Origin of the sequence: Roseivirga sp. BDSF3-8, assembly GCF_041449215.1 — a bacterium.
GTDB lineage: Bacteria > Bacteroidota > Bacteroidia > Cytophagales > Cyclobacteriaceae > JBGNFV01.
On record NZ_JBGNFV010000001.1, the window covers coordinates 2990313 to 3014770 of the forward strand.

Annotated in this window: 39 protein-coding genes; 36 read left to right on the plus strand and 3 right to left on the minus strand. The window is 42.0% G+C overall.

Annotated features, from left to right (window positions below):
* Window positions 1-9: 9 nt before the first annotated feature.
* From rplB to AB9P05_RS12500, 30 genes are all read left to right on the plus strand, one after another.
* Window positions 10-834, plus strand: coding sequence for a 50S ribosomal protein L2 (gene rplB / locus AB9P05_RS12355; protein ID WP_371909133.1), 825 nt, complete (start codon window positions 10-12; stop codon window positions 832-834).
* Window positions 834-1112 (plus strand): 30S ribosomal protein S19, encoded by a 279-nt coding sequence (rpsS, locus tag AB9P05_RS12360; protein ID WP_371909134.1) that lies wholly within the window; start codon window positions 834-836, stop codon window positions 1110-1112. Before rplB ends, rpsS begins: the two co-directional genes overlap by 1 nt.
* Window positions 1112-1507 (plus strand): 50S ribosomal protein L22, encoded by a 396-nt coding sequence (gene rplV / locus AB9P05_RS12365; RefSeq protein WP_371909135.1) that lies wholly within the window; start codon window positions 1112-1114, stop codon window positions 1505-1507. Before rpsS ends, rplV begins: the two co-directional genes overlap by 1 nt.
* A gap of 3 nt (window positions 1508-1510) precedes the next feature.
* Window positions 1511-2230, plus strand: a complete 720-nt coding sequence (gene rpsC / locus AB9P05_RS12370; protein WP_371909136.1) for a 30S ribosomal protein S3 — start codon at window positions 1511-1513, stop codon at window positions 2228-2230.
* 24 nt (window positions 2231-2254) lie between these two features.
* Window positions 2255-2674 (plus strand): 50S ribosomal protein L16, encoded by a 420-nt coding sequence (gene rplP, locus AB9P05_RS12375; RefSeq protein WP_371909137.1) that lies wholly within the window; start codon window positions 2255-2257, stop codon window positions 2672-2674.
* 7 nt (window positions 2675-2681) lie between these two features.
* Window positions 2682-2873 carry a 50S ribosomal protein L29 gene (rpmC, locus tag AB9P05_RS12380; protein ID WP_371909138.1) on the plus strand — a complete coding sequence of 64 codons (192 nt, stop codon included), beginning with the start codon at window positions 2682-2684 and terminating at the stop codon, window positions 2871-2873.
* An 11-nt stretch (window positions 2874-2884) separates the two neighbouring features.
* Window positions 2885-3145 carry a 30S ribosomal protein S17 gene (gene rpsQ / locus AB9P05_RS12385; RefSeq protein WP_371909139.1) on the plus strand — a complete coding sequence of 87 codons (261 nt, stop codon included), beginning with the start codon at window positions 2885-2887 and terminating at the stop codon, window positions 3143-3145.
* A gap of 2 nt (window positions 3146-3147) precedes the next feature.
* Window positions 3148-3516 carry a 50S ribosomal protein L14 gene (gene rplN, locus AB9P05_RS12390; RefSeq protein WP_371909140.1) on the plus strand — a complete coding sequence of 123 codons (369 nt, stop codon included), beginning with the start codon at window positions 3148-3150 and terminating at the stop codon, window positions 3514-3516.
* Window positions 3517-3527: 11 nt separating this feature from the next.
* Window positions 3528-3848: a 50S ribosomal protein L24 gene (rplX, locus tag AB9P05_RS12395; RefSeq protein WP_371909141.1), complete on the plus strand. Its 321-nt coding sequence runs from the start codon at window positions 3528-3530 to the stop codon at window positions 3846-3848.
* A 1-nt stretch (window position 3849) separates the two neighbouring features.
* Window positions 3850-4407, plus strand: coding sequence for a 50S ribosomal protein L5 (gene rplE / locus AB9P05_RS12400; protein WP_371909142.1), 558 nt, complete (start codon window positions 3850-3852; stop codon window positions 4405-4407).
* Window positions 4408-4410: 3 nt separating this feature from the next.
* A complete protein-coding gene (rpsN, locus tag AB9P05_RS12405) occupies window positions 4411-4680 on the plus strand; it encodes a 30S ribosomal protein S14 (protein ID WP_371909143.1) in 270 nt (89 codons plus the stop codon).
* An 81-nt stretch (window positions 4681-4761) separates the two neighbouring features.
* The gene (gene rpsH / locus AB9P05_RS12410; RefSeq protein WP_371909144.1) at window positions 4762-5160 is read left to right on the plus strand and encodes a 30S ribosomal protein S8; all 399 of its coding nucleotides are present in this window, start codon (window positions 4762-4764) and stop codon (window positions 5158-5160) included.
* A 12-nt stretch (window positions 5161-5172) separates the two neighbouring features.
* The gene (gene rplF / locus AB9P05_RS12415) at window positions 5173-5724 is read left to right on the plus strand and encodes a 50S ribosomal protein L6 (protein ID WP_371909145.1); all 552 of its coding nucleotides are present in this window, start codon (window positions 5173-5175) and stop codon (window positions 5722-5724) included.
* 9 nt (window positions 5725-5733) lie between these two features.
* The gene (gene rplR, locus AB9P05_RS12420) at window positions 5734-6084 is read left to right on the plus strand and encodes a 50S ribosomal protein L18 (protein ID WP_371909146.1); all 351 of its coding nucleotides are present in this window, start codon (window positions 5734-5736) and stop codon (window positions 6082-6084) included.
* A gap of 6 nt (window positions 6085-6090) precedes the next feature.
* A complete protein-coding gene (gene rpsE, locus AB9P05_RS12425; RefSeq protein WP_371909147.1) occupies window positions 6091-6609 on the plus strand; it encodes a 30S ribosomal protein S5 in 519 nt (172 codons plus the stop codon).
* Between the two features lie 12 nt (window positions 6610-6621).
* Complete coding sequence (rpmD, locus tag AB9P05_RS12430) at window positions 6622-6804, plus strand: 50S ribosomal protein L30 (protein WP_371909148.1); 183 nt, start codon at window positions 6622-6624, stop codon at window positions 6802-6804.
* Between the two features lies 1 nt (window position 6805).
* Window positions 6806-7252: a 50S ribosomal protein L15 gene (gene rplO / locus AB9P05_RS12435; RefSeq protein ID WP_371909149.1), complete on the plus strand. Its 447-nt coding sequence runs from the start codon at window positions 6806-6808 to the stop codon at window positions 7250-7252.
* Window positions 7253-7254: 2 nt separating this feature from the next.
* A complete protein-coding gene (gene secY / locus AB9P05_RS12440) occupies window positions 7255-8571 on the plus strand; it encodes a preprotein translocase subunit SecY (RefSeq protein WP_371909150.1) in 1317 nt (438 codons plus the stop codon).
* Window positions 8571-9344 carry a type I methionyl aminopeptidase gene (gene map / locus AB9P05_RS12445; protein ID WP_371909151.1) on the plus strand — a complete coding sequence of 258 codons (774 nt, stop codon included), beginning with the start codon at window positions 8571-8573 and terminating at the stop codon, window positions 9342-9344. The genes secY and map overlap by 1 nt, the downstream gene beginning before the upstream one ends.
* Window positions 9345-9349: 5 nt before the next feature.
* On the plus strand, window positions 9350-9568 hold the full coding sequence (gene infA / locus AB9P05_RS12450) for a translation initiation factor IF-1 (RefSeq protein ID WP_371909152.1): 219 nt from the start codon (window positions 9350-9352) through the stop codon (window positions 9566-9568).
* 5 nt (window positions 9569-9573) lie between these two features.
* Complete coding sequence (gene ykgO, locus AB9P05_RS12455; protein ID WP_028981563.1) at window positions 9574-9690, plus strand: type B 50S ribosomal protein L36; 117 nt, start codon at window positions 9574-9576, stop codon at window positions 9688-9690.
* A gap of 2 nt (window positions 9691-9692) precedes the next feature.
* The gene (gene rpsM / locus AB9P05_RS12460) at window positions 9693-10070 is read left to right on the plus strand and encodes a 30S ribosomal protein S13 (RefSeq protein ID WP_371909153.1); all 378 of its coding nucleotides are present in this window, start codon (window positions 9693-9695) and stop codon (window positions 10068-10070) included.
* A 12-nt stretch (window positions 10071-10082) separates the two neighbouring features.
* The gene (rpsK, locus tag AB9P05_RS12465) at window positions 10083-10475 is read left to right on the plus strand and encodes a 30S ribosomal protein S11 (protein WP_371909154.1); all 393 of its coding nucleotides are present in this window, start codon (window positions 10083-10085) and stop codon (window positions 10473-10475) included.
* Between the two features lie 27 nt (window positions 10476-10502).
* Window positions 10503-11108 (plus strand): 30S ribosomal protein S4, encoded by a 606-nt coding sequence (rpsD, locus tag AB9P05_RS12470; protein WP_371909155.1) that lies wholly within the window; start codon window positions 10503-10505, stop codon window positions 11106-11108.
* 35 nt (window positions 11109-11143) lie between these two features.
* Complete coding sequence (locus tag AB9P05_RS12475) at window positions 11144-12133, plus strand: DNA-directed RNA polymerase subunit alpha (protein WP_371909156.1); 990 nt, start codon at window positions 11144-11146, stop codon at window positions 12131-12133.
* Between the two features lie 5 nt (window positions 12134-12138).
* On the plus strand, window positions 12139-12675 hold the full coding sequence (rplQ, locus tag AB9P05_RS12480) for a 50S ribosomal protein L17 (protein WP_371909157.1): 537 nt from the start codon (window positions 12139-12141) through the stop codon (window positions 12673-12675).
* Between the two features lie 92 nt (window positions 12676-12767).
* Window positions 12768-13865: a glutamine-hydrolyzing carbamoyl-phosphate synthase small subunit gene (gene carA, locus AB9P05_RS12485; RefSeq protein WP_371909158.1), complete on the plus strand. Its 1098-nt coding sequence runs from the start codon at window positions 12768-12770 to the stop codon at window positions 13863-13865.
* A 17-nt stretch (window positions 13866-13882) separates the two neighbouring features.
* Complete coding sequence (eno, locus tag AB9P05_RS12490) at window positions 13883-15160, plus strand: phosphopyruvate hydratase (protein WP_371909159.1); 1278 nt, start codon at window positions 13883-13885, stop codon at window positions 15158-15160.
* A 70-nt stretch (window positions 15161-15230) separates the two neighbouring features.
* Window positions 15231-15521, plus strand: coding sequence for a septum formation initiator family protein (locus AB9P05_RS12495; RefSeq protein ID WP_371909160.1), 291 nt, complete (start codon window positions 15231-15233; stop codon window positions 15519-15521).
* A 4-nt stretch (window positions 15522-15525) separates the two neighbouring features.
* Complete coding sequence (locus tag AB9P05_RS12500) at window positions 15526-16062, plus strand: hypothetical protein (protein WP_371909161.1); 537 nt, start codon at window positions 15526-15528, stop codon at window positions 16060-16062.
* Here AB9P05_RS12500 and AB9P05_RS12505 read toward each other — a convergent pair.
* Window positions 16057-17130 carry an Ldh family oxidoreductase gene (locus AB9P05_RS12505; protein WP_371909162.1) on the minus strand — a complete coding sequence of 358 codons (1074 nt, stop codon included), beginning with the start codon at window positions 17128-17130 and terminating at the stop codon, window positions 16057-16059. The two genes, AB9P05_RS12500 and AB9P05_RS12505, sit on opposite strands and share 6 nt — an antisense overlap.
* Window positions 17131-17192: 62 nt before the next feature.
* Window positions 17193-18137, minus strand: coding sequence for an exopolyphosphatase (locus AB9P05_RS12510; RefSeq protein ID WP_371909163.1), 945 nt, complete (start codon window positions 18135-18137; stop codon window positions 17193-17195).
* 200 nt (window positions 18138-18337) lie between these two features.
* Between AB9P05_RS12510 and AB9P05_RS12515 the strand changes: the two genes are divergently transcribed.
* Genes AB9P05_RS12515 through AB9P05_RS12540 form a run of 6 tightly spaced genes read left to right on the plus strand, consistent with a single transcriptional unit; the run spans window position 18338 to window position 24043 of the window.
* Entirely contained in the window at window positions 18338-19927 is a 1590-nt protein-coding gene (locus tag AB9P05_RS12515; protein ID WP_371909164.1) for an acyl-CoA carboxylase subunit beta, read from the plus strand.
* Entirely contained in the window at window positions 19927-20625 is a 699-nt protein-coding gene (locus tag AB9P05_RS12520) for an SDR family oxidoreductase (protein ID WP_371909165.1), read from the plus strand. Before AB9P05_RS12515 ends, AB9P05_RS12520 begins: the two co-directional genes overlap by 1 nt.
* 30 nt (window positions 20626-20655) lie before the next feature.
* Window positions 20656-21729 (plus strand): M42 family metallopeptidase, encoded by a 1074-nt coding sequence (locus tag AB9P05_RS12525; protein WP_371909166.1) that lies wholly within the window; start codon window positions 20656-20658, stop codon window positions 21727-21729.
* Complete coding sequence (locus AB9P05_RS12530; RefSeq protein ID WP_371909167.1) at window positions 21707-22516, plus strand: ABC transporter substrate-binding protein; 810 nt, start codon at window positions 21707-21709, stop codon at window positions 22514-22516. Before AB9P05_RS12525 ends, AB9P05_RS12530 begins: the two co-directional genes overlap by 23 nt.
* 46 nt (window positions 22517-22562) lie before the next feature.
* Complete coding sequence (pyrR, locus tag AB9P05_RS12535; protein ID WP_371909168.1) at window positions 22563-23111, plus strand: bifunctional pyr operon transcriptional regulator/uracil phosphoribosyltransferase PyrR; 549 nt, start codon at window positions 22563-22565, stop codon at window positions 23109-23111.
* Window positions 23111-24043, plus strand: coding sequence for an aspartate carbamoyltransferase catalytic subunit (locus AB9P05_RS12540; RefSeq protein WP_371909169.1), 933 nt, complete (start codon window positions 23111-23113; stop codon window positions 24041-24043). Before pyrR ends, AB9P05_RS12540 begins: the two co-directional genes overlap by 1 nt.
* Here AB9P05_RS12540 and AB9P05_RS12545 read toward each other — a convergent pair.
* Window positions 24040-24381 carry a hypothetical protein gene (locus tag AB9P05_RS12545; protein ID WP_371909170.1) on the minus strand — a complete coding sequence of 114 codons (342 nt, stop codon included), beginning with the start codon at window positions 24379-24381 and terminating at the stop codon, window positions 24040-24042. The genes AB9P05_RS12540 and AB9P05_RS12545 overlap by 4 nt on opposite strands.
* Between the last annotated feature and the right edge of the window lie 77 nt (window positions 24382-24458).

A 24458-nucleotide genomic window follows, 5' to 3' on the forward strand; every position in this document is an offset into this window, starting at 1 on the left:
TGAGGAAAAATGGCAGTTAAAAAATTAAGACCTGTTACTCCGGGGCAACGATTCAGAAACGCACCTTCTTTTTCGGAGATCACTTCCTCCACTCCAGAGAAGTCTTTGACCCGTTCCCTGAGTAAATCAGGCGGTAGAAATAATAGCGGTAAGATGACCATGCGCTATATGGGGGGTGGTCATAAAAGGAAACTTCGTCTTATTGATTTCAGAAGAGATAAGCATGGTGTTCCCGGTATCGTAAAAACCGTTGAATATGATCCTAATCGTTCAGCGCGTATTGCTTTAATAGTATACGCTGATGGCGAGAAAAGATATATCATTGCTCCCGAAGGTATTCAAGTAGGACAAACTGTACTTAGTGGCGAAGATATCGCTCCTGAGGTCGGTAATTCACTCCCGCTGAATAAAATACCTTTAGGTACTATTGTTCATAATATTGAAATCCAGCCTGGAAAAGGTGGTGCCTTAGTAAGAGGAGCCGGGTCTTATGCTCAGCTTCTTGCAAGAGAAGGTAAATATGCCACTATTAAACTTCCTTCCGGTGAAATGCGCCTCGTACTTGGCAAATGCTATGCTACCGTGGGTTCTGTTTCAAACCAGGAGCATATGAATGTTTCCTTGGGCAAGGCCGGTCGTAAACGTTGGTTGGGTCGCAGACCTCGAGTTCGTGGTGTGGCTATGAACCCTGTTGATCACCCTATGGGTGGTGGTGAAGGTCGTTCATCAGGTGGACACCCTCGCTCGAGAACTGGTCTTTATTCTAAAGGTAAAAAGACCCGTACTCCCAAAAAGTACTCTAATCGTTTGATCATCGGTAAACGGAAGAAGTAATGGCACGTTCGTTAAAAAAAGGACCTTATATAGATTTTAGGCTTGATAACAAAGTTCAGGCCATGAGTGAATCAGGGAAGAAGTCTGTAATTAAGACTTGGTCGAGAAGATCAATGATCAGCCCTGATTTCGTCGGATTTACCTTTGCAGTACATAATGGTAATAAATTCATACCTGTGTATGTGACTGAAAACATGGTAGGTCATAAATTTGGAGAATTTGCTCCTACCCGTACTTTCAAAGGACATATTGCTAAGAAAGATAAAGGCAGAAGATAATGGAAGCAGTAGCCAAATTGAAAAATGTACCCACCTCTCCAAGGAAGATGAGGTTGGTAGCCGATATCATTCGAGGAGAAAGAGTTAATAAGGCACTAGGTATTTTGAAATACCACCCGAGAGAAAGTGCTACTCGCTTAGAAAAACTGCTTCTTTCAGCGATTTCAAACTGGCAGGCTAAGAATGAGGATGCCAGATTAGAAGAATCTGATCTCTACATCAAAGAAATATTTGTTGATAGTGGTCGAATTCTAAAAAGACTCAGACCAGCTCCTCAGGGTCGTGCGCATAGAATACGCAAAAGATCCAATCATGTAACTATAGTAGTGGACACATTTGAACCTGCTGTTACAACTAATGAGGAGAAAGAAACTGAAAACACTGATAACGCTTAAGGAATGGGACAGAAAGTAAATCCTATCGGGTTTAGACTTGGTATCGTTAAAGGTTGGGACTCCAACTGGTATGGCGGAAAGTCTTTCTCTGATAAACTTGTAGAAGATCATAACATTCGTAAGTACATCGAAGTACGAATTCCTAAGGGTGGAGTTTCGAAAGTTATAATCGAGCGAACACTTAAGCGTATCACACTTACAATTCATACAGCCCGTCCCGGTGTAGTTATTGGTAAGGGTGGTTCAGAGGTTGACAAGATCAAAGAAGAGCTGAAAAAGCTTACAGGTAAGGATGTTCAGATTAATATCTTTGAAATTAAACGACCTGAGCTTGATGCTAAGCTGGTAGGGGATTCAATCGCCCAACAGTTAGAGGCTCGTATATCATACCGTAGAGCAATGAAGCAAGCTATCGCTTCTTCTATGCGTGTAGGCGCTCAGGGTATTAAGATTAAAGTAAGTGGGCGCCTTGGTGGTGCTGAGATGGCACGTACGGAACAGTATAAAGAAGGTAGAATTCCCCTTCATACTCTTCGTGCTGATATCGACTATGCTTTCTCTGAGGCTAATACAGTATATGGAAAGATCGGTATTAAGGTCTGGATATTTAAAGGTGAGGTCTTTGGAAAGCGTGACCTATCCCCTAATGTTGGCCTTGGTGGGCAGCAAGGTGGAGGACGTCGCAAAAGAGGTGATGGTAACCCTCGCCGTAGAAAGAAATAATTTTTAGCGCTCAATTCATATAAGATGTTACAGCCTAAAAGAACAAAGTTTAGAAAAAAGCAGAAAGGCCGGGTTAAAGGTATCGCTCAGCGTGGGCATCAAATCGCCTTTGGTACTTTTGCTATTAAATCTCTTGAGCCGGGGTGGATCACTAGTCGTCAGATAGAGGCCGCCCGTATCGCAATGACAAGAGCTATGAAAAGAGAGGGACAGGTTTGGATCAGGATTTTCCCTGATAAGCCTGTAACCAAGAAACCTGCTGAAGTAAGGATGGGTAAGGGTAAAGGTGCTCCTGAATATTGGGTCGCTGTTGTTAAGCCTGGAACTATCCTGTTTGAATCCGGAGGCGTTAACTTGGCACTTGCCCAGGAATCACTTCGGTTGGCTGCTCAAAAGCTGCCTATTAAGACAAAATTTGTGGTACGTAGAGATTACGTAGAATAATATAGCCATGAAATATTCCGAGATTCAGTCTCTTTCTAGTGAGGAGCTCAATGAAAAAATAGCCTCTGAGCAAGAGGCCCTTCGTAAGCTTAAATTTGCTCATGCTATTTCGCCTATAGAAAACCCGATGAAGATCAAAGAGTCGCGTAGGAATATAGCTAAACTTCAGACGGCCTTAAGATCTAAATCTGGAAATTAAGTAGCAGGACTATGTCAACGACAAGAAATCTTAGGAAGGAAAGAGTAGGGCAGGTAGTCAGCAATAAGATGGATAAGACCATCACAATTGCTGTAAACCGTAAAGTAAAGCACCCTATTTATGGGAAGTTTATTGGTAAAACTACCAAGTTTACTGCCCATGATGAGAATAATGATGCTGGTATCGGAGATACTGTGCGCATCAGTGAAACACGTCCACTTAGCAAAAATAAGCGGTGGAGATTAGTAGAAATTATTGAAAGGGCCAAGTAATCATGATACAGCAAGAATCTAGACTGTCTGTTGCCGATAATAGCGGCGCGAAAGAAGTTCTTGTTATTCGGGTACTGGGTGGTACTAAAAAGAGATATGCAGGTATTGGCGATAAAGTAGTCGTAACTGTGAAATCAGCTCTTTCATCTAGTAACCTTAAAAAAGGAACTGTTTCTAAAGCGGTTATTGTTCGGACCAAGAAAGAAGTTAGGCGTAAGGATGGTTCATATATTCGTTTTGAAGACAACGCAGCTGTGTTGCTCAACAATAATGACGAACCCCGTGGCACCCGTATCTTCGGACCTGTTGCTCGTGAACTAAGAGAGCGCCAGTTTATGAAAATTGTTTCACTGGCTCCTGAAGTCCTTTAATTCATAAGACTATGCAGAATAAACTTAGAATAAAGAAAGGCGATAAAGTTCGAGTTATTGCTGGTAATTCTAAAGGCAAGGAAGGGGAAGTACTTAAAGTTCTTCCTGCTAAGAACAGAGCTATAGTCGAAGGCGCTAATGTTGTTACGAAGCATACCAAACCTTCAGCAACAAACCCTAACGGTGGTATCGAAAAACAAGAAGCTTCTATCCATATCAGTAACCTGATGCTGATCGATCCTTCAAATGGTGAGCCTACCCGTGTAGGTCGTAAACATGATGATAAGGGCAAGCTTCAAAGGTATTCTAAGAAAACTGGAGACTTTATCTAAAATGGCTAATCCCAGACTTAAAGAAAAATATCTTAAGGACATTGTATCTTCTCTGCATGAGAAGTTTGAGTACAAGTCCTCTATGGAAGTACCTAAGATTGTAAAAATCGCCATCAATAAAGGTATAGGTGCAGCTGTAGCTGATAAAAAATTAGTTGATGTTGGAGTAGAAGAACTTTCTACTATTACAGGTCAGAAGGCTGTTCCTACAAAGGCTAAAAACTCTATCTCTAATTTTAAACTTAGAGATGGCATGCCTATCGGCGCACGCGTAACACTACGTGGTGAGAAAATGTATGAGTTTTTTGATCGCCTCATTAATATAGCTCTTCCCAGAGTACGTGATTTTCGAGGTGTTTCAGACAAGGGCTTTGACGGCAGAGGTAATTATACCCTTGGCATTGAAGAGCAAATCATTTTTCCTGAAATCAGTATAGATAAAGTAAACAGGATCTCCGGTATGGACATCACATTTGTCACTACTGCGAAGACTGATGAGGAATGTTATGAATTGCTTAAAGCCTTCGGCATGCCATTCTCTAACAAAAATGCTAATTAAGTTATGGCTAAAGAATCATTAAAAGCTAGAGAGAGAAAAAGAGAACGTCTAGTTGCCAAATACGCAGATAAGCGTGCGAAGCTTAAAGCTGAAGGCGACTGGGTTGGTCTTGATAAACTTCCTAAAAATAGTTCTCCTGTACGTCTTCACAATAGATGTAAGCTTACAGGTAGACCCAAAGGCTATATGCGGAAGTTTGGTATATCAAGGGTTACATTCCGGAAAATGGCTTCAGAAGGTCGTATTCCTGGTGTTACAAAAGCAAGTTGGTAATTATACCAGTTGCGTTTTTTTTATAGGAATTTTTCTGTATCTTTGCAGGCCTGTTTGCGGTCTGTAATATAAGAAAGAGCGATGATAACGGATCCTATAGCGGATTATTTGACAAGAGTACGGAATGCTATCCGTGCCAATCATAGAGTAGTTGAAGTACCTGCTTCTAATATGAAGAAGGAGCTAACAAAGGTGCTTCACGACAAAGGATATATTCTTCACTATAAGTTTGAGGATGGTTCTGTTCAAGGTAATATTAAGATTGCTTTGAAGTATGATCCAGTCACGAAAGCTTCTGCCATTACTAACCTTGAAAGGGTGAGTAAGCCAGGGTTGCGGAAATATACTAAAGCTGATACTCTCCCAAGGGTGCTTAACGGTCTTGGTATTGCAATCCTTTCCACTTCTAAAGGTGTTTTAACTGATAAGGAAGCTAGGGAGCAGAATATTGGTGGTGAGGTTTTGTGTTACGTGTATTAAGCTAAAGCTGCAATGTCACGAATAGGTAAGAAATCCATAGAAATACCCAGTGGTGTAACAATTGAGTCTAATAACGGTCTTGTAACCGTTAAAGGACCTAAAGGTACACTTAATGAGAAAATAGACGCTTCATTTGAGATTAATCAGGAAGAGGGTGAACTAACTGTTAGTCGCCCTACTGAGCAAAAGCGGCATAAGTCACTTCATGGACTTTACAGGTCCCTCATCAACAATATGGTTGTAGGTGTGAATGAAGGGTATAAAAAAGAATTAGAGCTTGTTGGCGTAGGTTATAAAGCTACGGCTCAAGGCAATACTTTAGAACTAAACCTGGGGTATTCCCACAGCATTTTCTTTGCTGTGCCTGAGGAGGTTAAGGTTTCAGCGGAAACACCTAAAGGTAAAAACCCTATCGTGACCCTTGAAGGCATTGATAAGCAGTTAATAGGGCAGGTAGCAGCTAAGCTCAAGTCACTGAGGAAAGTTGAACCTTACAAAGGTAAAGGTATTCGTTTCGTTGGTGAGCAGGTTAGAAGGAAAGCTGGTAAAACTGCTTCTAAATAAGGTTAAAAGATGGCTACAGATAAAATTGCTAGAAGGCTTCGGATTAGAAGAGGTATCAGAAGGAAGATCAGTGGTACTGCAGATAAACCTCGTCTCTCCGTGTTTAAATCCAATAAGGCTATTTATGCCCAGCTAATAGATGATATAAAAGGTCATACTATTGCTCAGGCTTCTTCTAAAGAGTTTGGAGAGCAGAATTCTGCTAATTTGGATATTTGCAAGAATGTTGGCAAGTCCTTGGCTGAGAGAGCCTCTTCAAATGGTATCGAGAACGTAGTTTTTGATCGTAGTGGCTATCAGTTCCACGGTAAAATTAAGGCTCTTGCTGATGGTGCAAGAGAAGGAGGCCTCAAATTTTAAGTTGTTATGTCCCAGAACAATATAAAGTCTGTTAAAGCAAGTGAGATTGACCTTAAGGAACGTGTCGTAACCATTAACCGTGTTGCGAAAGTTGTTAAAGGTGGTCGTCGTTTTAGCTTCTCAGCAATAGTAGTAGTTGGTGATGGTAACGGTGTCGTAGGCTATGGCTTAGGTAAAGCTAATGAGGTTACAGATGCTATTACAAAAGGTATTGACGATGCTAAGAAAAACCTCATGAAGGTTCCTGTACTTAACGGAACAGTTCCTCATGATGCTATCGGAAAGTATGGTGGCGGCTTTGTCCTCGTTAAACCAGCTGCTCCTGGTACCGGTGTGATAGCTGGTGGTGCCATGCGTGCCGTATTTGAAAGTGCCGGTGTTAAGGATGTTTTGGCTAAGTCTAAAGGTTCTTCAAATCCCCACAACGTTGTTAAGGCAACAATTAATGCGCTTTCTAGAATGCGTGATGCCTATACTGTAGCTCAACACCGCGGTATCACTTTAAATAAAGTTTTCAACGGGTAATCCTTTCATAGCATGGCGAGTAAAGTAAGAATAACCCAGGTCAAAAGTACCATTAAGCGTCCTTCAGATCAGAAAAAAACTATTCAGGCATTAGGTTTGGGTAGAATTAATAAATCTGTTGAGGTGGAAAATACACCTCAGGTAGCAGGAATGGTCAGGAAAGTCAATCATTTGATCACCGTAACTGAGCTTTAAGATGAAATTGCATTCACTAAAACCTGCCAAGGGTTCAGTAAAGAACAAAAAGCGTATTGGTAGAGGACAGGGATCTGGTCGTGGAGGTACATCGACACGCGGGCATAAAGGTGCTAAATCCAGATCTGGTTACTCTCAAAAACTCGGATTTGAAGGTGGTCAGATGCCCCTTCAGAGAAGAATCCCTAAATTTGGGTTTAACAATCCTAATAGGGTTGAATATAAAGCTATTAACTTAGATACTCTTCAGCAGATCCTTGATTCCGAGAATGTTGAAAAGGTTGATTTTGAATTTTTGAGAAATCACGGCTATGCAGGAAAAAATGATCTCATTAAAATCCTCGGTCGCGGAGAGCTAAAGGGTAAAGTTGAAGTAGAAGCTCATGCTTTTTCTGCTTCGGCCATTGAAGCAATTGAAAAAGCCGGCGGTAAGGCCACGAAACTTTAATTATGAAAAAGTTTTTCTCCACCATACGGAATATTTTCTCTATTGAAGAACTTAGGTCGAGAATTCTATATACCTTATTCTTCCTTATAATTTTTCGTTTAGGTTCTTTTGTAGTCCTCCCGGGAATTGATCCTGATAAGTTATCGGATAATTCAACTGGTTTCTTTGGACTACTTGACACTTTCCTTGGTGGGGCCTTTAGTAATGCCTCCATTTTTGGTCTTGGCATTATGCCATATATTTCAGCCTCTATTGTTTTGCAGTTGCTTACGGTAGCTGTTCCGTATTTTCAAAAAATGCAAAAGGATGGAGAGTCTGGGAGAAAGAAAATAAATCAGATCACCAGGGTTCTGACTGTAATTATATGCCTTGGACAATCTGTTGCATATATAAAGGGTACGATAAACCCTGAGGCAATTATGTTGCCCAATTCATTTGTATTCCTATTATCCTCCATGATTATTCTCACTGCCGGTACAATCTTCTGTATGTGGTTAGGGGAGAAAATAACGGATAAAGGTATTGGTAATGGGATCTCCATGCTTATCATGATAGGTATCATTAGCCGATTCCCTGGGGCCATTCTTGCGGAGGTGGCTACACGGCAACTGGAAGGAGCAATATTCCTTATTATCGAGGTAGTGGTCCTCTTCTTCATCGTAATGGGAGTTGTGGCACTTACCCAGGCAGTTAGAAAAGTTCCTGTGCAATATGCTAAACAGGTTGCTGGAAAGCAGGTTTATGGTGGTCAAAGGCAGTATATTCCTCTGAAGGTTAATTCTGCTGGGGTTATGCCTATTATTTTCGCTCAGTCATTAATGTTTATTCCACCAATTATTGCTGGATTCTTCGATGATAGTGAATATGCATCATATGTCACTCAATGGTTTTCTGACTATACCACCTGGCAGTACAACCTTGTTTCAGCATTACTTATAATTTTGTTTACTTTTTTCTACACGGCTATTACGATTAATCCTAATCAGATAGCTGATGATTTAAAAAGAAATGGTGGCTTTATTCCTGGTGTTAAACCAGGTAAGCAAACTTCGGAATATATTGATAGTGTTCTCACTAAGATTACTTTACCTGGTTCTCTTTTCCTAGCTTTAGTCGCCATTCTACCTGCTTTTGCAGCTATGGCAGGAGTAGGTAGAGAATTTGCTCAGTTTTACGGTGGGACGTCTCTGCTTATTATGGTTGGTGTTATTTTGGATACCCTCCAACAGATTAATAGCTACCTTTTGATGAGACATTACGAGGGAATGATGAAGTCTGGAAGGATGAAGGGAAGATCATCTAATGTCGCTGTGGCCTAATGATTAAATATAAGTCAGGGGAGGAAATTCAAATTATTAAAGAGAGTGCTGATATTTTGGGTCGCGCACATGCAGAAGTGGCCAAAAATGTTAAGCCTGGAGTAAAAACTCTTCAACTAGATAAGATAGCTGAGGAGTTTATTAGAGATCATAATAGTTCTCCGTCTTTTAAAGGTTACAATGGGTTCCCATTTTCCTTATGCATCTCAGTTAATGAGGCTGTTGTTCATGGATTTCCTAGCAACTATGAACTTAAAGATGGAGATATTGTTAGCATAGATTGCGGAGTTTATTTTAATAAATTCCATAGTGATTCAGCTTACACTTATGCTGTAGGTAATGTGTCTAATGAGGTAAAAGACCTTTTAGAGACAACTAAAGAGTCACTTTATTTAGGCATTGAACAGGCTCGCTTCGGAAATAGAATCGGAGATATTGGGTACGCCATTCAGCACTTTGTTGAGAGTAAAGGCTACACAGTTGTTCGCGAGCTAGTGGGACATGGATTGGGAAGAGACCTTCATGAATCCCCTGAAGTTCCAAATTTTGGAAGAAGAGGCAATGGCCCTAAATTGAAAGAAGGAATTGTAATTGCTATAGAACCTATGGTTAATTTAGGTACTAGAGCGGTTGTTCAAGAAGCTGATGGATGGACTATTAGAACAAAAGATAGACAACCTTCAGCTCATTATGAACATACAGTGGCGATCTTCAGAGATAAGACAGAAGTTCTGACGACCCACAAGTATATAGAAGAAGTACTGAGTAATTAGTATTTATGGCAAAGCAAGCATCCATCGAACAAGACGGTACAATCGTTGAAGCATTATCAAATGCAATGTTTCGGGTGGAATTAGAAAATGGTCATCAGGTGATTGCCCATATATCTGGAAAGATGAGAATGAATTACATTAAGATTCTTCCTGGGGATAGGGTCAAACTTGAAATGTCGCCTTATGATCTTACCAAGGGTCGAATTGTTTATAGATATAAATAACTGCGATGAAAGTTAAGGCATCTATTAAAAAGCGTAGTGCTGACTGTAAAGTGATCCGTAGGAAAGGTAAATTGTACGTGATCAACAAGAAGAATCCCCGATTCAAACAAAGACAAGGTTAATTATGGCTAGAATTGCAGGAGTTGATATTCCGGATAATAAGCGAGGTGAGATAAGCCTTACCTATATTTTTGGTATTGGACGTAGTTCATCCAAAAGAATCCTTGAAAAAGCCGGGGTTGACGTCAGTAAGAAGGTTAAAGATTGGACTGATGACGAATCTAACGATATTCGTTCAATCATTAATGAAGAATTCAAGACTGAAGGTGTTCTGAAGAGTGAAATTCAGATGAACATCAAACGTCTTATGGATATTGGTTGTTATCGTGGTTTGCGCCATAGGAAAGGACTTCCGGTGAGGGGGCAAAGAACTAAAAACAACTCCAGAACCAGGAAGGGTAAAAGAAAAACTGTGGCTAACAAAAAGAAAGCTACTAAATAATAGCATTTGATTATGGCTCAGAAGAGAAAAGATAAAGGTAAAAAGAGGGTAGTAAATGTTGAACCTGTAGGACAGGCCCACATTAAAGCCTCTTTCAACAATATTATCATTTCGATGACCAATTCCACCGGCCAGGTAGTCTCCTGGGCGTCTGCTGGAAAGATGGGTTTCAAGGGGTCCAAGAAAAACACTCCTTATGCTGCTCAGGTAGCTGCACAAAATGCTGCACAAGCGGCCTACGATTTAGGACTTCGCAAAGTTGACGTTTTCGTTAAAGGACCTGGATCAGGAAGAGAATCCGCAATTCGTACTATCCAGAATACGGGTATAGAAGTTATGTCCATCCGTGATCAAACTCCTTTGCCTCATAATGGATGCCGTCCTCCTAAAAGAAGGAGAGTTTAATTATTAATCTGAGAATCGCGAAATATAATGGCTAGATATAGAGGTCCCAAGTCAAAAATTGCCAGAAGATTTAATGATCCGATCTTCGGCCCTAGTAAAGCGCTTCAGAAGAAAAGTTACCCTCCCGGTCAGCACGGTCGTGGTCGCCGCAGAAAACCTTCTGAATATGCTATTCAGCTCATGGAAAAGCAAAAAGCTAAGTATACCTATGGTGTATTGGAAAAGCAATTTGCTAATCTCTTCCATAGAGCCCAGAGTAAAAAAGGGATTACCGGTGAAATTCTTCTTCAGCTTCTAGAAGCCAGATTAGATAACACAGTATTCCGTCTTGGCATTGCTCCCACAAGAAGGGCCGCCAGACAATTGGTTTCACACAAACACATTACTGTAAATGGTGATATCGTTAATATCCCTTCTTACAGCCTGCGTCCCGGTGATGTGGTTGGTGTTCGTGAAAAATCTAAGTCTCTTGAGTCTATCACTGATAGCCTTTCTGCTACTGCCAGTAAAAAATTCTCCTGGCTTGAGTGGGATGGTAGTGAAATGACAGGTAAATACGTTACCCCTCCTCAGAGGGATGAAATTCCTGAGAATATTCAAGAGCAATTGATTGTCGAGCTTTACTCTAAGTAATCAATCGACTTTTTATCTAAAAATCCCAATATAATATGTCCATACTTGCTTTTCAGATGCCCGAGAAAGTGGTGATGGAAAAGGCTGATGACTTTCATGGCCTTTTTACTTTTAAGCCGCTTGAAAAGGGATATGGGGTTACAATTGGTAATGCATTAAGGAGAATACTTCTCTCTTCTCTTGAGGGTTATGCTATTATCGGTATTAAAATACCAGGTGTATTGCATGAGTTCTCTACTATAGAGGGAGTGGTGGAAGACGTTGCAGAGGTTATCCTTAATTTTAAAGGGGTTCGGTTCAGAAAAGTTACTGACGTAGTTGATAATAAGATTACGGTTAGTATAAAGAATCAGAGTGTTTTTAAAGCCGGTGATATCAATAACTTCACTACAGGCTTTGAAGTGCTAAATCCTGACCATGTGATCTGCCATCTCGATCAGTCTGTAGAGATGGAAGTTGAACTAATGGTAGATAAGGGACGTGGTTATGTGCCTGCGGAAGAAAATAAGCCCAACGAACAAGTCTTTGGCTATATTCCTATCGATGCGATCTTTACCCCTATAAAGAACGTAAAGTACAGTGTGGAGAACACTCGTGTTGAGCAGAAAACTGACTACGAGAAACTTATCCTTGATATAGAGACCGATGGTTCCATTCACCCTGAGGCTGCGCTGAAAGGTGCTGCGAATATACTCATTCAACACTTTATGCTCTTCTCCGATCAGACTATGATACTGGAGGCCAATGAGCAAGGTGAGCCTGATGCAGTGGATGAGGAAATGCTGCACATGCGTAAATTGCTTAAGACGCCTTTGAGCGATCTTGACCTCTCTGTCAGAGCTTATAACTGTTTAAAAGCAGCCGATGTGAAGACCCTGGGGGACCTCGTCAGGCTGGAAATCAGTGACATGATGAAGTTCCGGAATTTCGGAAAAAAATCACTCGCTGAGCTGGAGCAATTGGTTGCAGAGAAAAACCTTACCTTCGGAATGGACCTTAGCAAGTATAAACTCGACGAAGACTAAAGGCAATGAGACACGGAAAGAAATTTAATCACTTAGGAAGAAAGGCCCCTCATAGAAAGGCGATGATGTCTAATATGGCCACTTCTTTGATCTTGCATAAAAGAATTACGACTACATTAGCTAAGGCCAAAGCCCTTAGAAAATTTGTCGAGCCTTTGCTTACTAAAGCAAAAGATAATACGACACATTCTAGAAGAGTTGTGTTTTCTTATCTTCAGAATAAAGAATCAGTAGATCACCTTTTTACCGAAGTAGCTGGTAAGATTGCTGGAAGGCCTGGTGGTTATACCAGGATTATTAAGCTTGGCACTCGTGCTGGTGACAGCGCAGAAATGTGCATGATGGAGCTGGTCGACTATAACGAGCTTCTGCTTGAAGAAACTTCTACAAAAAAATCTTCTAAGCGTACTCGTCGTAGTAGAAGAGGTTCTGGTGGAAGTTCTGATACTTCTGCTAAAGCTGATAATTCTGAGAAAAAAGAATCAGCTTCTGATGACTCATCTAATAAGTCAGAAGAAAATAATGAGGAAAACAAGGACTAATACTTGTGATTCCTTAAAATTTAAAAAAGGGATAGGGCGTAAAGTCTTATCCCTTTTTTATTTTTGCGATACCCCGGAATAAGATCAATAATATGAAACACACCCCTAATAAAGAAGCGCTCTTACTTCTTGCAGATGGCACTGTAATCAGAGGTAAATCCATAGGAAAACAAGGGACCAAAGGAGGCGAGATCTGTTTTAATACCGGTATGACTGGTTATCAGGAGATTTATACTGACCCTTCTTATTATGGTCAGATAATTGTTAATACAACTTCTCATATTGGTAACTACGGTGTTTTCGACCTTGAACAAGAATCAGATTACCCTAAAATTAATGGGCTTATTGTTAATAGCTTTTCAGAGCTTTACAGCAGAAATTTGGCAGATGGTAGTCTTCAGGAATACCTTGAAAAAGGGAATGTGATAGGTATTGCTGAGGTTGATACCCGGAAGCTTGTTCGTCATATACGTAGCAAAGGCGCTATGAATGCTATTATCAGTTCCGAGATTCTGGATGTTGATGAACTGAAAAAGAAATTAGATAAAGTGCCTGACATGTCAGGTCTTGAATTGTCCTCAGACGTAAGCACTAAAGAGAATTTCACTCTCGGGTCTGCTGATGCAAAATATAAGGTTGCTGTGCTTGATCTTGGTATTAAAACCAGTATTCTAAAAAACCTTACAGATAGAGACTGTTACTGTAAAATATTTCCTGGACATACATCCTATGAAGAAATGAAAGAGTGGGGTGCTAACGGGTACTTTATTTCTAACGGACCTGGTGATCCAGCAGCTATGCCTTATGCTGTAGAAACCACCCGGAGAATTCAGGAAGATAATAATCCTCTGTTTGGTATTTGCCTTGGTCATCAAATTTTGGCTCTTGCCAACGATATTCCTACATATAAAATGCATCACGGTCATAGAGGGCTTAACCATCCGGTTAAGAATCTTGAGACAGGTCTTTGTGAAGTTACGTCTCAAAACCATGGCTTTGGTGTTAGGAGAGAAGAAATTGATTCTTCTGATAAAGTAACAATCACTCATGTGAATCTTAATGATGATACAGTAGAGGGGCTGAAAGTTAATGGACGTAAAGCCTTTAGTGTACAGTACCACCCTGAGTCATCACCTGGTCCGCATGATAGCCGGTATCTTTTTGATAAATTTGTATCTAGTTTCGAGTAATCACTAAATTTTTAACCATGAGTCTGATAGAAAGTATACACGCCAGACAAATCCTGGATTCAAGAGGTAACCCTACTGTAGAAGTTGATGTCGTAACCAGCAATGGAATAGTCGGCCGTGCGGCGGTCCCTTCTGGTGCTTCTACCGGGCAGCATGAAGCAGTAGAGCTCAGAGACCAAAATGATAAATTGTTTTTGGGTAAAGGCGTAACAAAGGCAGTGGATAATGTTAATGGTGATATTGCTGAAGAGGTTATAGGCTTCTCAGTGTTTGAACAAAACCTTATTGACAAGGTAATGATCGAGCTGGATGGATCCGATAACAAAAATAAACTGGGAGCGAATGCCATTTTAGGTGTATCCCTAGCAGTAGCGAAAGCTGCAGCATTGGAGGCTGGACAAAGCTTGTTCCGTTACATAGGGGGCGTAAATGCAAATACACTACCGGTCCCAATGATGAACATTCTTAATGGAGGTAGTCACGCAGATAACTCAATTGATTTTCAGGAATTCATGGTAATGCCTGTTGGGGCTGATACCTTCTCAGAATCTTTGAGAATGGGGACTGAAATCTTTCACCACCTAAAGAAGGTACTAAAAGATAAGGGTCTGTCTACTAATGTTGGTGACGAAGGTGGTTTTGCTCCTAACATTTCAAGTAATGAGGAGGCTATTGAGGTTGTGCTTATGGCTATAGAAAAGGCCGGATACAGACCTGGAGAAGACGTGTTCATAGCCTTGGATGCAGCAAGCACGGAGTTCTATGATGAAGCCACCAATATGTACCATTTTAAGAAGTCTTCAGGGAAGAAGGTAAGTCCTGAGGAAATGGTGGAGTATTGGAGCCAATGGGTTAACAAATACCCCATCCTAAGCATCGAAGATGGAATGGCTGAGGATGACTGGAATGGATGGAAGCTCATGACTACATCAGTGGGTAATAAAATTCAGCTTGTAGGTGATGACCTGTTCGTTACAAACGTCAATAGACTTCAGAGGGGAATCGATGAGAATATTGCTAACTCTATACTTATTAAAGTAAATCAGATAGGGTCTTTGACAGAAACGATTGATGCTGTCAACCTTGCTCATAAAAACAGATTTAAATCAGTAATGTCCCATAGAAGTGGCGAGACTGAGGATACCACCATAGCTGATTTGGCAGTTGCTTTAAATACCGGACAAATAAAAACCGGATCGGCTTCACGCTCTGACCGGATGGCAAAGTATAACCAGTTGCTTAGAATTGAAGAGGAACTGGGAGAAACAGCCTATTTCCCCGGCAGGAAATTCTAATAAAGAGATAAGGCCCCGAAAGGGGCTTTTTTATTAGATTTGCTTTTACTATTTTAATACTAAATCCTTTATGCTGAATCGTATACCTCCCATAGCGAAGAACTTTTACTTGATCGTTGGCAGTATTTTTCTGGCATGGATGCTGTTTTTTGATACTAATGATCTGATCACACAGTGGCAAATGACTTCACGACTTAATGACCTGGAAAGGGAGAAGGCATTTTATCTTCAAAAGATTGAAGAAGTGAAGAAGGATCAAAAGGAGCTAATGACGGATAAGAAGCTTCTTGAAAAATTTGCCAGGGAAAAGTACTATATGAAAAAAGAAAGCGAGGACGTTTATATCCTTGTGGAAGAATAGTCATATGTATAAAGGGGTTTTAATCTTTGCATTCTGTTTTTTTAGAGCTTTTTCTGTACAGGCGCAAAACCAGGATGATTCATCCTTTTCTGACCGGGTTTTCTTCGGAGGTAATTTCTCGGTGAATTTCTTCAATGGAATTTTTGTGGATGTCTCACCTATTGTCGGGTACAGAGTTACAGACAGGTTTTCAGCAGGACTTGGTATCACCTACCAATACCTGAAAACGGAACAGCAAGGTGTAGACTTATCCACATCAATATATGGTGGAAGAACTTTTGGCAGGTATAACTTCTACCGAAACTTCTTCATACATACAGAATACGAAGCTATTAATCTGGAGGTGCTGGCTTTTGATGAAAATAGTGAGCCATTTTCAAGAAGAGAATGGGTTCCGGGTGCCTTTGCCGGAGGAGGATTAACCCAACCATTAGGCAGGCGGGCATCTATATCTTTTTATGTTCTGTATAACTTTCTGCATGATGACCGAAGGTCACCATACAATAGCCCGGTAGTAGTGAGGGCAGGCATAAATCTATAATTCAATTCCGAATTTATCTGCTAGGCTTTTCAGATCATTAATTACAGGCTCCAGAAGGGGGATGCCATTTTCTGTTCTTTCCTTTTCCATTTCTCTTTCCGGGTCCCCTGGTATCATCACCCTATCCTGGCCTGCTATGGTTTGAGAGTTTCTAAATGTTTCGATCCACTTGTCCATATGACTGAAAAACTCTGCTTTAGGACGGAAAGCGTCAACTCGCATAGCTCCAAAGAAGTGTCCGATACCCTCCCCGACTGGGTTAGGGGACAATGGAAGAAAGCTAACAAAGGGAGGAACCCACGGGCCATAATTAGCTCCCGAAAGGATAGCGGAGAAAATATCAACCACTGACCCCAGGCAATACCCTTTATGACTTCCATGCTCCCTGTCTCCTCCTAATGGCAGTAATGCACCACCCTCTTTAAGCTGGTAAGGATTAGTAGAAACTATACCTTCTTTGTCCTGTATCCATCCTTCTGGTGCCGCCTGATTTTTTCTTTGAAGTATTTCGAGTTTTCCATTTGCAGCGGTAGTAGTTGCCATATCAGCTACGAACGGAGGCTGATTTCCGGCTGGAATAGCTACTGCGATAGGGTTAGTACCCAGTAGCCTTTCGATACTGAACGTAGGGGCTACCAAAGGGGAGGCATTTGTCATAGATATGCCGATCATATCCTCATCCAAAGCCATCATGGCATGATACCCGGCTATACCGTAATGATTAGAGTTTTTTACAGAGACCCACCCGGTGCCAACCTCATGGGCTTTCTTTATAGCCACTCGCATTGCTTCCGGCGCTACAACTAACCCTAGTCCCTCATCACCATCAATTACAGCCGTAGAGGGGGTTTCATGAGTAATCTGGATATTGGGTTTGGGGTTAACCCTATCGGCTTCAAATAGCCTGACGTAGCCGATTAGACGGGCAACACCATGAGAGTCTACTCCGCGGAGGTCTGCAGAAAGCAGGACCCTTGTAGCTTCACGAGCGTTTTCTTTAGAATGTCCAAGAGAAATAAGGACTTTATAGGTAAACTGGTAAAGCCTCTCGTAGGTATAAGTATGCATATGCCTCCTGATGTAACGGATGGCAAATTTAAAAAAATTAGCTTGCGGTAGGAGGCACAGTTCTATAAATTAGCCTTGACGTCAGAATGGCTATTGAGGTTCTTACGGATTGAATGAATAATGTGGTGTAAAACCCCCTCTTTAAGCGCAAAAGCTGAAGCCCGCATTTGGCTAAACCCATAGGTATGCAATATGTGATTGATAAGACAGCTTGCCACAACGATCATGTCAACTCTCATATCAGCCATGCCGGGAATGAGTAGTCTTTGACTACGATCCTTGGTCAGTAGATCTGCATGAATGGATTTATACTCTGATACCGGGAGCGGATATTCGGTTGCGCCTGGTTCTTTTTCCAGATTATTTTTTATCAAATAGATGTCGCTTAAAGTATCAAAAGTGCCACTTGATCCTATGAGGGTTTTTGGAGAATAGGCGACTATGGCATCAGATAGGCCGAAGAGTTTTTCCTGAAGATACTCTTCCAGTCTTTTAATATCTTTTTCTAGAATAGGGTCGTGAGCATGAAATAAATCTAATAATCGTTGCGCGCCTATTTCATAGCTCTTTTTCCAATACACTTCAGTTTCATTTCCAATAATAAACTCTACGCTACCCCCTCCAATATCCATAATCAGGCTATTTTCCTTTCCCAGCGGCAGTGCTTGTTTGACCCCAAAATAGATATATTCGGCTTCCTGTTCACCACTGATAATCCGAACTGGTATACCAGTCCGTTCGCTTATTTCTGAGGCAAGGTCCTTTCCATTGCGGGCGTTACGGATGGCACTGGTTGCCGTAGCAAAAACCTCATCAACTTTGCTGTTTTCAATAATACCTTTGAATCCCAGCAATGCATCTATGGCTCTTTTCCATGCGGATTTGGTGATAAACCCTTCATTAATGCCGCCTTTTCCTATTTTGACGGCCACGCGTTCGCGGCGTTCGACCACAAATCCTTTCTCCTGCGTGAGTACGATCAGCAGGTGGAAGGTATTGGTTCCCATATCTATTACCGCTATGCGCTTTTGCATTCTTCTGATTATCAATTAGGTTCTGCCTTAATCATTCAGCTATTGAAAGTCAGACAAGAATTTTGCAAAAAAAGTGCCGGAAATTGACTAAAACAATATTCAAGGCTCTAAAAATTCATTTTTACAGCCCCTGTTTCTATATTTGACCGGACATCAACTAACCCGTTTTCTCCATGTCGAAAGAGGAAAAGAACTCCCGAATATACACTCTGCCTACTAATGAAGAAAAGTTTAAGCTACTGGAGACAAAGCGTGAGGAAGCTTTGCAAGGTGGTGGACCTAAACGAGTCGAGGCACAGCATAATAAAGGAAAGCTCACAGCCCGTGAGCGTATAAATTTGCTCCTGGACGAAGGTTCCTTTGAGGAAACGGGAGCATTTGTGATGCACAGGGCAAAAGACTTTGGCCTGGATAAAGAGCACTATCTTGGTGATGGCGTTATTACCGGCTATGGTACAGTCAATGGCCGCCTTATTTATGTATATAGCCAGGATTTTACAGTTTTTGGAGGATCATTGTCAGAGACCCACGCAGAAAAGATCGTCCGTATTATGGATCTGGCCATGAAAAACGGAGCTCCTGTCATAGGGTTAAATGACTCCGGAGGAGCCCGTATTCAGGAAGGGGTAGTATCGTTGGGAGGATATGCTGATATCTTTTACCGTAATACACTGGCATCGGGTGTAGTGCCACAGATATCTGCTATTATGGGGCCGTGCGCAGGTGGAGCGGTGTACTCTCCTGCTATCACTGATTTTATCATGATGGTAGAGAATACCAGCTATATGTTTGTGACCGGTCCTAATGTGGTAAAAACCGTAACTCAGGAAAACGTAACCTCTGAGGAGCTGGGAGGCGCCAGTACGCATAGTACGAAAAGTGGAGTGACCCATTTCAGTTGTGTTAACGAATTAGACTGTATTGAGCACATCAAAAAACTCTTAAGCTACATACCCCAGAATTGTGAGGAAGAGACCTCAAAACTTCCTTACGAGCCGGAAGGGGATGAGATCAGGGAGGCGTTGGATAGCCTGGTGCCTGACAATCCGAACCAGCCATACGACATGCGGGAGGTAATTCAGGGGATTGTTGATCGGGGCGATTTTTTTGAAGTGCATAAAAATTATGCAGATAATATAGTCGTAGGCTTTGCCCGTCTCGGGGGTAGGAGCATTGGAATAGTAGGTAATCAACCCTCTTCTTTGGCAGGAGTGCTTGATATTGATGCCAGTAAGAAAGCAGCCCGCTTTGTCAGGTTCTGCGATTGCTTTAATATACCCTTATTGGTATTAGAGGATGTACCTGGCTTTTTGCCCGGTACTGACCAGGAATGGCGGGGCATCATTAGTAACGGAGCTAAGTTGCTTTTTGCTTTTAGTGAGGCGACCGTGCCACGGGTGACTGTTATTACCCGTAAGGCGTATGGAGGTGCTTATGATGTGATGAATAGTAAACACATTGGTGCAGATCTGAATTTTGCATGGCCTACTGCAGAAATTGCTGTTATGGGAGCCAAAGGTGCTTCAGAAATTATTTTCCGGAAGGAAATAGCAGCAGCAGAGGATAAAGAGGCCAAGCTGCAGGAAAAGGTAGATGACTACACCCAGAAATTTGCAAACCCTTACCGTGCAGCACATCGCGGATATGTAGATGAGGTGATTTTGCCGCGCGAGACACGTAAAAAACTTATCAGGGCTTTTTCGATGCTGGAAAATAAGGCCGATAAATTGCCTAAGAAGAAGCATGGAAATATTCCACTGTAATGGCTGACCGGGTAATCATTGTCACTGCTGCCAGTCGCGGTATGGGTGCTGAGATTGCCAGAAAGCTCCACGCCGAAGGCTATAAGCTGGCTCTAATGTCACGAAGTGAGGATCTCGAAGTGGTAGCAAAAGAAACGGGAGCCCTGATATACTTTGGTTCCACAACCGAAAAGTCAGATATAGAAGGCCTGGTTTCCATCACTATTGAAAAATACGGTCGTATTGATGGTATTGTATGCAATACCGGACATCCTCCGAAAGGGGAGCTATTGCAGCTCACTATTGATCAATGGCAAGAGGGATTTGACATTGCACTTTTTCATTTGATCCATCTTGTAAAGGTGGCAACTCCTTATCTTGAGAAATCCCGGGGAGCTGTTGTGTCGATTTCTGCTTTTGGTGCTGTGGAACCTAGTCTCGATTTTCCCGTTTCAAGTGTGGTAAGGGCAGCATTAGGTGCTTTTTCTAAACTCTATGCTGATAAGTATGGAGAAAAGGGTATCCGCATAAATAATGTGCTACCTGGTTTTATCGACACATTCGATGTTTCTGATGAACGCCTGAATCTGATACCTTTGCACCGTGCCGGCAAAAAGACGGAGATTGCTGACACTGTAGCTTTTTTATTATCTGATTCGGCTGGCTATATCACCGGACAAAATATCCGGGTAGATGGAGGACTCACACGCTCCCTTTAATTTTTGATCTCAAAAAACTATTGACCTCATATGTCTGATACTGACAATATAAAATTTCTTGAATCTTACCTTAATAACCCTTCACCTACTGGGTTTGAAAAGTCTGGGCAGCAATTATGGCTGGACTACCTTAAGCCTTTCGTAGATGATTGGTTTGCAGACACGTACGGTACGGCTGTAGGTGTAATCAACCCGGATCATCCTTACAAAGTTGTGATTGAGGCTCATGCTGATGAGATAAGCTGGTTTGTAAATTATATATCTGATGATGGTTATGTTTATGTCCGGCGCAATGGTGGATCAGACCATCAAATAGCCCCCGGCAAGCGGGTTAATGTCCATACGAATAATGGGATGGTAAAAGGAGTATTCGGCTGGCCTGCCATCCACGTCCGGGATAAGGACAAAGAGGACAAACCAACTCTTAAGAATATTTTTATAGATCTTGGATGTAGCTCAAAAGAGGAAGTGCTTGAGCTGGGAGTTCACGTAGGTTGTGTGATAACTTTTGAGGCCACCTACATGGAGTTGAACGATAAGTATTTTGTCTCAAGGGCGCTCGATAACCGTATTGGGGGTTATATGATTGCTGAGGTGGTTAGGCGTATTCATGAGAATAAAGACTCTCTTCCGTTTGGCCTGTATATCGTAAATAGCGTTCAGGAAGAAGTGGGTTTGAATGGGGCACGGATGATTGCTCAGCGGATTAAGCCTAATTTGGCTATAGTCACGGATGTATGCCATGATACTCACTCACCCATGTATGATAAAACTTCGCAAGGGGATCAGAAATGCGGGCAGGGGCCAGTACTTACTTATGGTCCTGCAGTACATAACAATGTGCTGAACATGATCATCGATACCGCAGAGAATAAGAATATTCCTTTTCAGCGTGCAGCTGCCTCCCGTTCGACCGGAACAGACACGGATGCTTTTGCCTATAGCAATGAAGGAGTCGCATCAGCCCTGGTGAGTCTGCCATTGAAGTATATGCACACTACCGTAGAAATGGTGCATAAACAGGACGTGGAAAATGTTATCGGTTTGATATACGAATTCCTGGTTCAACTACCGGAAGCGCATGACTTTGGCTACCTCAAATAGCCTGAAAGAATATACAGATATGACCGGGCGCAGGGTTAGCCTTAGTGGTAGGCCTTTGCGCATCGTTTCTGTAGTACCCAGTCTGACAGAGTTGCTTTTCCACCTTGGCTTGGAAGAAGAGATAGTCGGGGTTACAAAGTTTTGTGTCCATCCGGCAACGCTCATTGAGCGAAAGGAGAAAGTTGGTGGCACCAAAAGGCTATGGATTGATAAAATTAAAGAACTTCAGCCTGACTTTATTATTGCTAATAAGGAGGAGAATACCCGGTCGGACATAGATCACCTTGCGGAGGTGTGCCCTGTGTGGGTTAGTGATATCAATAATCTTGATGAGGCTCTAGTAATGATCCGGGAGGTGGGCAAAATCACCTTTCGTGAGGAAGAGGCGGAAAGACTTTCTGAGGATATAGAAAAAGAGTTTTCCAAACTGATGTTGGTGGGAAAACGCCGCAGAAAGGCTCTGTATCTGATATGGAAAAACCCTTACATGTCTGTAGGGGCTGATACATTTATTCATGATATGCTGAACCGTATGGGGATGGATAATGTCATGAGTCATGAGTTGAGATATCCTGAACTTCCGGAAAATAAGATCAGGCAATTGGCTCCTGACTTTATCTTCTTATCTACTGAACCCTATCCGTTCAAGCAACAGCATGCAGAAGAACTTTCTAAGGTCAGTCCCAGAAGTAAAATTGTGGGTGTGGACGGGGAAATGTTTTCGTGGTATGGAAGTAGATTACAATATGCCCCGGCTTACTTTCGCGAATTGCAGGAATTAATGTAGCAGGCATCGTAACTCTTGGGAATATCGTATATTTGCTAGCCCTAATATGGAAAAAAGACAGCTTTTTGACAGTTCACTTTTACGAATTACCATCAGCAGACTCTGTCATCAACTGATAGAAAGGCATGATGATTTTTCGGATACTGTTTTTTTAGGTCTGCAGCCCAGAGGTATATACCTGGCAGAGCGCATTAAATCCCGGTTGAAAGAGTTGACAGATATTGATGTGCCTCTTGGTTACCTAGACACCACATTTCATCGGGATGACTTTAGGAGACGTGACAGCCCGCTTAGGGCTAATGCTACCAAAGTGCCTTTTATTATTGAAGATAAAAGGGTGGTGGTAATAGACGATGTGCTATATACTGGCCGCAGCGTAAGGGCTGCCTTTGATGCAATGGGGGCATTCGGGAGGTCCAGAAGCATCGAGCTTTTGGTGTTGATAAAGAGAAAATACAGCCGGGAATTACCCATTTCAGCTGATTACTCCGGAAGGTCAATTAATACAACTCCAAAACAAAAAGTCCTTGTACAGTTAAAGGAACAGGGATTTGACGAGGATAATATCTGGATCATCAATAAGGAAACTAATTAATGCAGGAGCATCTCACCGTCGACCACTTACTTGGCATTAAAGAGCTGACCGAAGGCGACATACAACTGATCTTCCACACGGCAGATAGTTTTAAAGAGGTGATAAATCGACCTATTAAGAAAGTGCCATCCCTCCGCGATATTACCATCGCCAACGTTTTTTTTGAAAATAGTACCAGGACGCGACTGAGCTTCGAACTTGCAGAGAAACGCCTCTCTGCAGATGTAATCAATTTTTCATCTTCCAATAGCTCAGTCAAAAAGGGGGAGACCCTCCTGGATACTGTTAATAATATTCTTGCCATGAAGGTGGATATGGTAGTCATGAGACATAGCAGTCCCGGTGCCCCCCACTTTCTGAGCAGACATATCGATGCCAATATTGTTAATGCGGGAGACGGCACGCATGAACATCCCACTCAGGCCTTACTTGATACCTTCAGCATCAGGGAAAAGTATGGAGAAGTTGGCGGCTTGAAAGTGGCTGTTGTTGGAGATATTTTGCATAGTAGGGTTGCGCTCTCTAATATTTTCGCTCTTCAGAAGCTCGGTGCTGAAGTGATGGTATGCGGCCCTGCTACTCTGTTGCCAAGACATATAAGTGAACTTGGCGTGAGGGTGGAGTATAACATTAGGAAGGCTCTGCAGTGGTGTGATGTAGCTAACGTATTACGTATCCAGTTAGAGAGGCAGCAGATAAAGTATTTTCCCAGTCTTAGAGAGTATTCGCTTTATTATGGCATAAATAAGCAACTACTTGATAGCCTGGATAAGGAAATCACAATCATGCATCCCGGCCCTATAAACAGGGGAGTGGAATTAACCAGCGATGTTGCTGATTCTGATCACAGCATTATACTGGAACAGGTACAAAACGGCGTAGCAGTGCGTATGGCCGTCCTGTACCTTCTGGCCGGTAAAAGAGGCAGTTAGTTGAACTGAGTCTTTGCGCCTTTTTCCTCTGCCTGTTTTAGATAGTTCTCCAGGCCGTTATCAGCATATGTACCATAAGCATTGCTGATAGTGCCCTTAGTGCCGTCAGAGGTTTCTATTGCATATAGTATAGACATATCGCCCGGGTTGGATTCACCTTCAAACCTGAATTCACGGATTTGCTTCAGATCGCTGGCTGCAAAGCTGTTTTCGGTATCCTGAAGGTAGAGGGTGTCCTTTTTGAATACGAAATTTTTATCATACCCCTCGGATTTAAGAGTGTCCATCTTTTCAGAAAGAGGCGTCCGAAAGTTTTTAAGATCCTGTGTGTTTTCCATGTAGTCTTATTTTTCTTTAAAACAGCCAATACGGTTTTATGTTCGCTGAAAAATGGAGGTCGGGAATGATATGCGTG

What these genes read in the sequence shown, in the direction of transcription:
- rplB (WP_371909133.1), top strand. Translation starts at nt 10, where the DNA reads ATGGCAGTTAAAAAATTAAGACCTGTTACTCCGGGGCAACGATTCAGA.
- rpsS (WP_371909134.1), top strand. Translation starts at nt 834, where the DNA reads ATGGCACGTTCGTTAAAAAAAGGACCTTATATAGATTTTAGGCTTGAT.
- rplV (WP_371909135.1), top strand. Translation starts at nt 1,112, where the DNA reads ATGGAAGCAGTAGCCAAATTGAAAAATGTACCCACCTCTCCAAGGAAG.
- rpsC (WP_371909136.1), top strand. Translation starts at nt 1,511, where the DNA reads ATGGGACAGAAAGTAAATCCTATCGGGTTTAGACTTGGTATCGTTAAA.
- rplP (WP_371909137.1), top strand. Translation starts at nt 2,255, where the DNA reads ATGTTACAGCCTAAAAGAACAAAGTTTAGAAAAAAGCAGAAAGGCCGG.
- rpmC (WP_371909138.1), top strand. Translation starts at nt 2,682, where the DNA reads ATGAAATATTCCGAGATTCAGTCTCTTTCTAGTGAGGAGCTCAATGAA.
- rpsQ (WP_371909139.1), top strand. Translation starts at nt 2,885, where the DNA reads ATGTCAACGACAAGAAATCTTAGGAAGGAAAGAGTAGGGCAGGTAGTC.
- rplN (WP_371909140.1), top strand. Translation starts at nt 3,148, where the DNA reads ATGATACAGCAAGAATCTAGACTGTCTGTTGCCGATAATAGCGGCGCG.
- rplX (WP_371909141.1), top strand. Translation starts at nt 3,528, where the DNA reads ATGCAGAATAAACTTAGAATAAAGAAAGGCGATAAAGTTCGAGTTATT.
- rplE (WP_371909142.1), top strand. Translation starts at nt 3,850, where the DNA reads ATGGCTAATCCCAGACTTAAAGAAAAATATCTTAAGGACATTGTATCT.
- rpsN (WP_371909143.1), top strand. Translation starts at nt 4,411, where the DNA reads ATGGCTAAAGAATCATTAAAAGCTAGAGAGAGAAAAAGAGAACGTCTA.
- rpsH (WP_371909144.1), top strand. Translation starts at nt 4,762, where the DNA reads ATGATAACGGATCCTATAGCGGATTATTTGACAAGAGTACGGAATGCT.
- rplF (WP_371909145.1), top strand. Translation starts at nt 5,173, where the DNA reads ATGTCACGAATAGGTAAGAAATCCATAGAAATACCCAGTGGTGTAACA.
- rplR (WP_371909146.1), top strand. Translation starts at nt 5,734, where the DNA reads ATGGCTACAGATAAAATTGCTAGAAGGCTTCGGATTAGAAGAGGTATC.
- rpsE (WP_371909147.1), top strand. Translation starts at nt 6,091, where the DNA reads ATGTCCCAGAACAATATAAAGTCTGTTAAAGCAAGTGAGATTGACCTT.
- rpmD (WP_371909148.1), top strand. Translation starts at nt 6,622, where the DNA reads ATGGCGAGTAAAGTAAGAATAACCCAGGTCAAAAGTACCATTAAGCGT.
- rplO (WP_371909149.1), top strand. Translation starts at nt 6,806, where the DNA reads ATGAAATTGCATTCACTAAAACCTGCCAAGGGTTCAGTAAAGAACAAA.
- secY (WP_371909150.1), top strand. Translation starts at nt 7,255, where the DNA reads ATGAAAAAGTTTTTCTCCACCATACGGAATATTTTCTCTATTGAAGAA.
- map (WP_371909151.1), top strand. Translation starts at nt 8,571, where the DNA reads ATGATTAAATATAAGTCAGGGGAGGAAATTCAAATTATTAAAGAGAGT.
- infA (WP_371909152.1), top strand. Translation starts at nt 9,350, where the DNA reads ATGGCAAAGCAAGCATCCATCGAACAAGACGGTACAATCGTTGAAGCA.
- ykgO (WP_028981563.1), top strand. Translation starts at nt 9,574, where the DNA reads ATGAAAGTTAAGGCATCTATTAAAAAGCGTAGTGCTGACTGTAAAGTG.
- rpsM (WP_371909153.1), top strand. Translation starts at nt 9,693, where the DNA reads ATGGCTAGAATTGCAGGAGTTGATATTCCGGATAATAAGCGAGGTGAG.
- rpsK (WP_371909154.1), top strand. Translation starts at nt 10,083, where the DNA reads ATGGCTCAGAAGAGAAAAGATAAAGGTAAAAAGAGGGTAGTAAATGTT.
- rpsD (WP_371909155.1), top strand. Translation starts at nt 10,503, where the DNA reads ATGGCTAGATATAGAGGTCCCAAGTCAAAAATTGCCAGAAGATTTAAT.
- AB9P05_RS12475 (WP_371909156.1), top strand. Translation starts at nt 11,144, where the DNA reads ATGTCCATACTTGCTTTTCAGATGCCCGAGAAAGTGGTGATGGAAAAG.
- rplQ (WP_371909157.1), top strand. Translation starts at nt 12,139, where the DNA reads ATGAGACACGGAAAGAAATTTAATCACTTAGGAAGAAAGGCCCCTCAT.
- carA (WP_371909158.1), top strand. Translation starts at nt 12,768, where the DNA reads ATGAAACACACCCCTAATAAAGAAGCGCTCTTACTTCTTGCAGATGGC.
- eno (WP_371909159.1), top strand. Translation starts at nt 13,883, where the DNA reads ATGAGTCTGATAGAAAGTATACACGCCAGACAAATCCTGGATTCAAGA.
- AB9P05_RS12495 (WP_371909160.1), top strand. Translation starts at nt 15,231, where the DNA reads ATGCTGAATCGTATACCTCCCATAGCGAAGAACTTTTACTTGATCGTT.
- AB9P05_RS12500 (WP_371909161.1), top strand. Translation starts at nt 15,526, where the DNA reads ATGTATAAAGGGGTTTTAATCTTTGCATTCTGTTTTTTTAGAGCTTTT.
- AB9P05_RS12505 (WP_371909162.1), bottom strand. Translation starts at nt 17,130, where the DNA reads ATGCATACTTATACCTACGAGAGGCTTTACCAGTTTACCTATAAAGTC.
- AB9P05_RS12510 (WP_371909163.1), bottom strand. Translation starts at nt 18,137, where the DNA reads ATGGGAACCAATACCTTCCACCTGCTGATCGTACTCACGCAGGAGAAA.
- AB9P05_RS12515 (WP_371909164.1), top strand. Translation starts at nt 18,338, where the DNA reads ATGTCGAAAGAGGAAAAGAACTCCCGAATATACACTCTGCCTACTAAT.
- AB9P05_RS12520 (WP_371909165.1), top strand. Translation starts at nt 19,927, where the DNA reads ATGGCTGACCGGGTAATCATTGTCACTGCTGCCAGTCGCGGTATGGGT.
- AB9P05_RS12525 (WP_371909166.1), top strand. Translation starts at nt 20,656, where the DNA reads ATGTCTGATACTGACAATATAAAATTTCTTGAATCTTACCTTAATAAC.
- AB9P05_RS12530 (WP_371909167.1), top strand. Translation starts at nt 21,707, where the DNA reads ATGACTTTGGCTACCTCAAATAGCCTGAAAGAATATACAGATATGACC.
- pyrR (WP_371909168.1), top strand. Translation starts at nt 22,563, where the DNA reads ATGGAAAAAAGACAGCTTTTTGACAGTTCACTTTTACGAATTACCATC.
- AB9P05_RS12540 (WP_371909169.1), top strand. Translation starts at nt 23,111, where the DNA reads ATGCAGGAGCATCTCACCGTCGACCACTTACTTGGCATTAAAGAGCTG.
- AB9P05_RS12545 (WP_371909170.1), bottom strand. Translation starts at nt 24,381, where the DNA reads ATGGAAAACACACAGGATCTTAAAAACTTTCGGACGCCTCTTTCTGAA.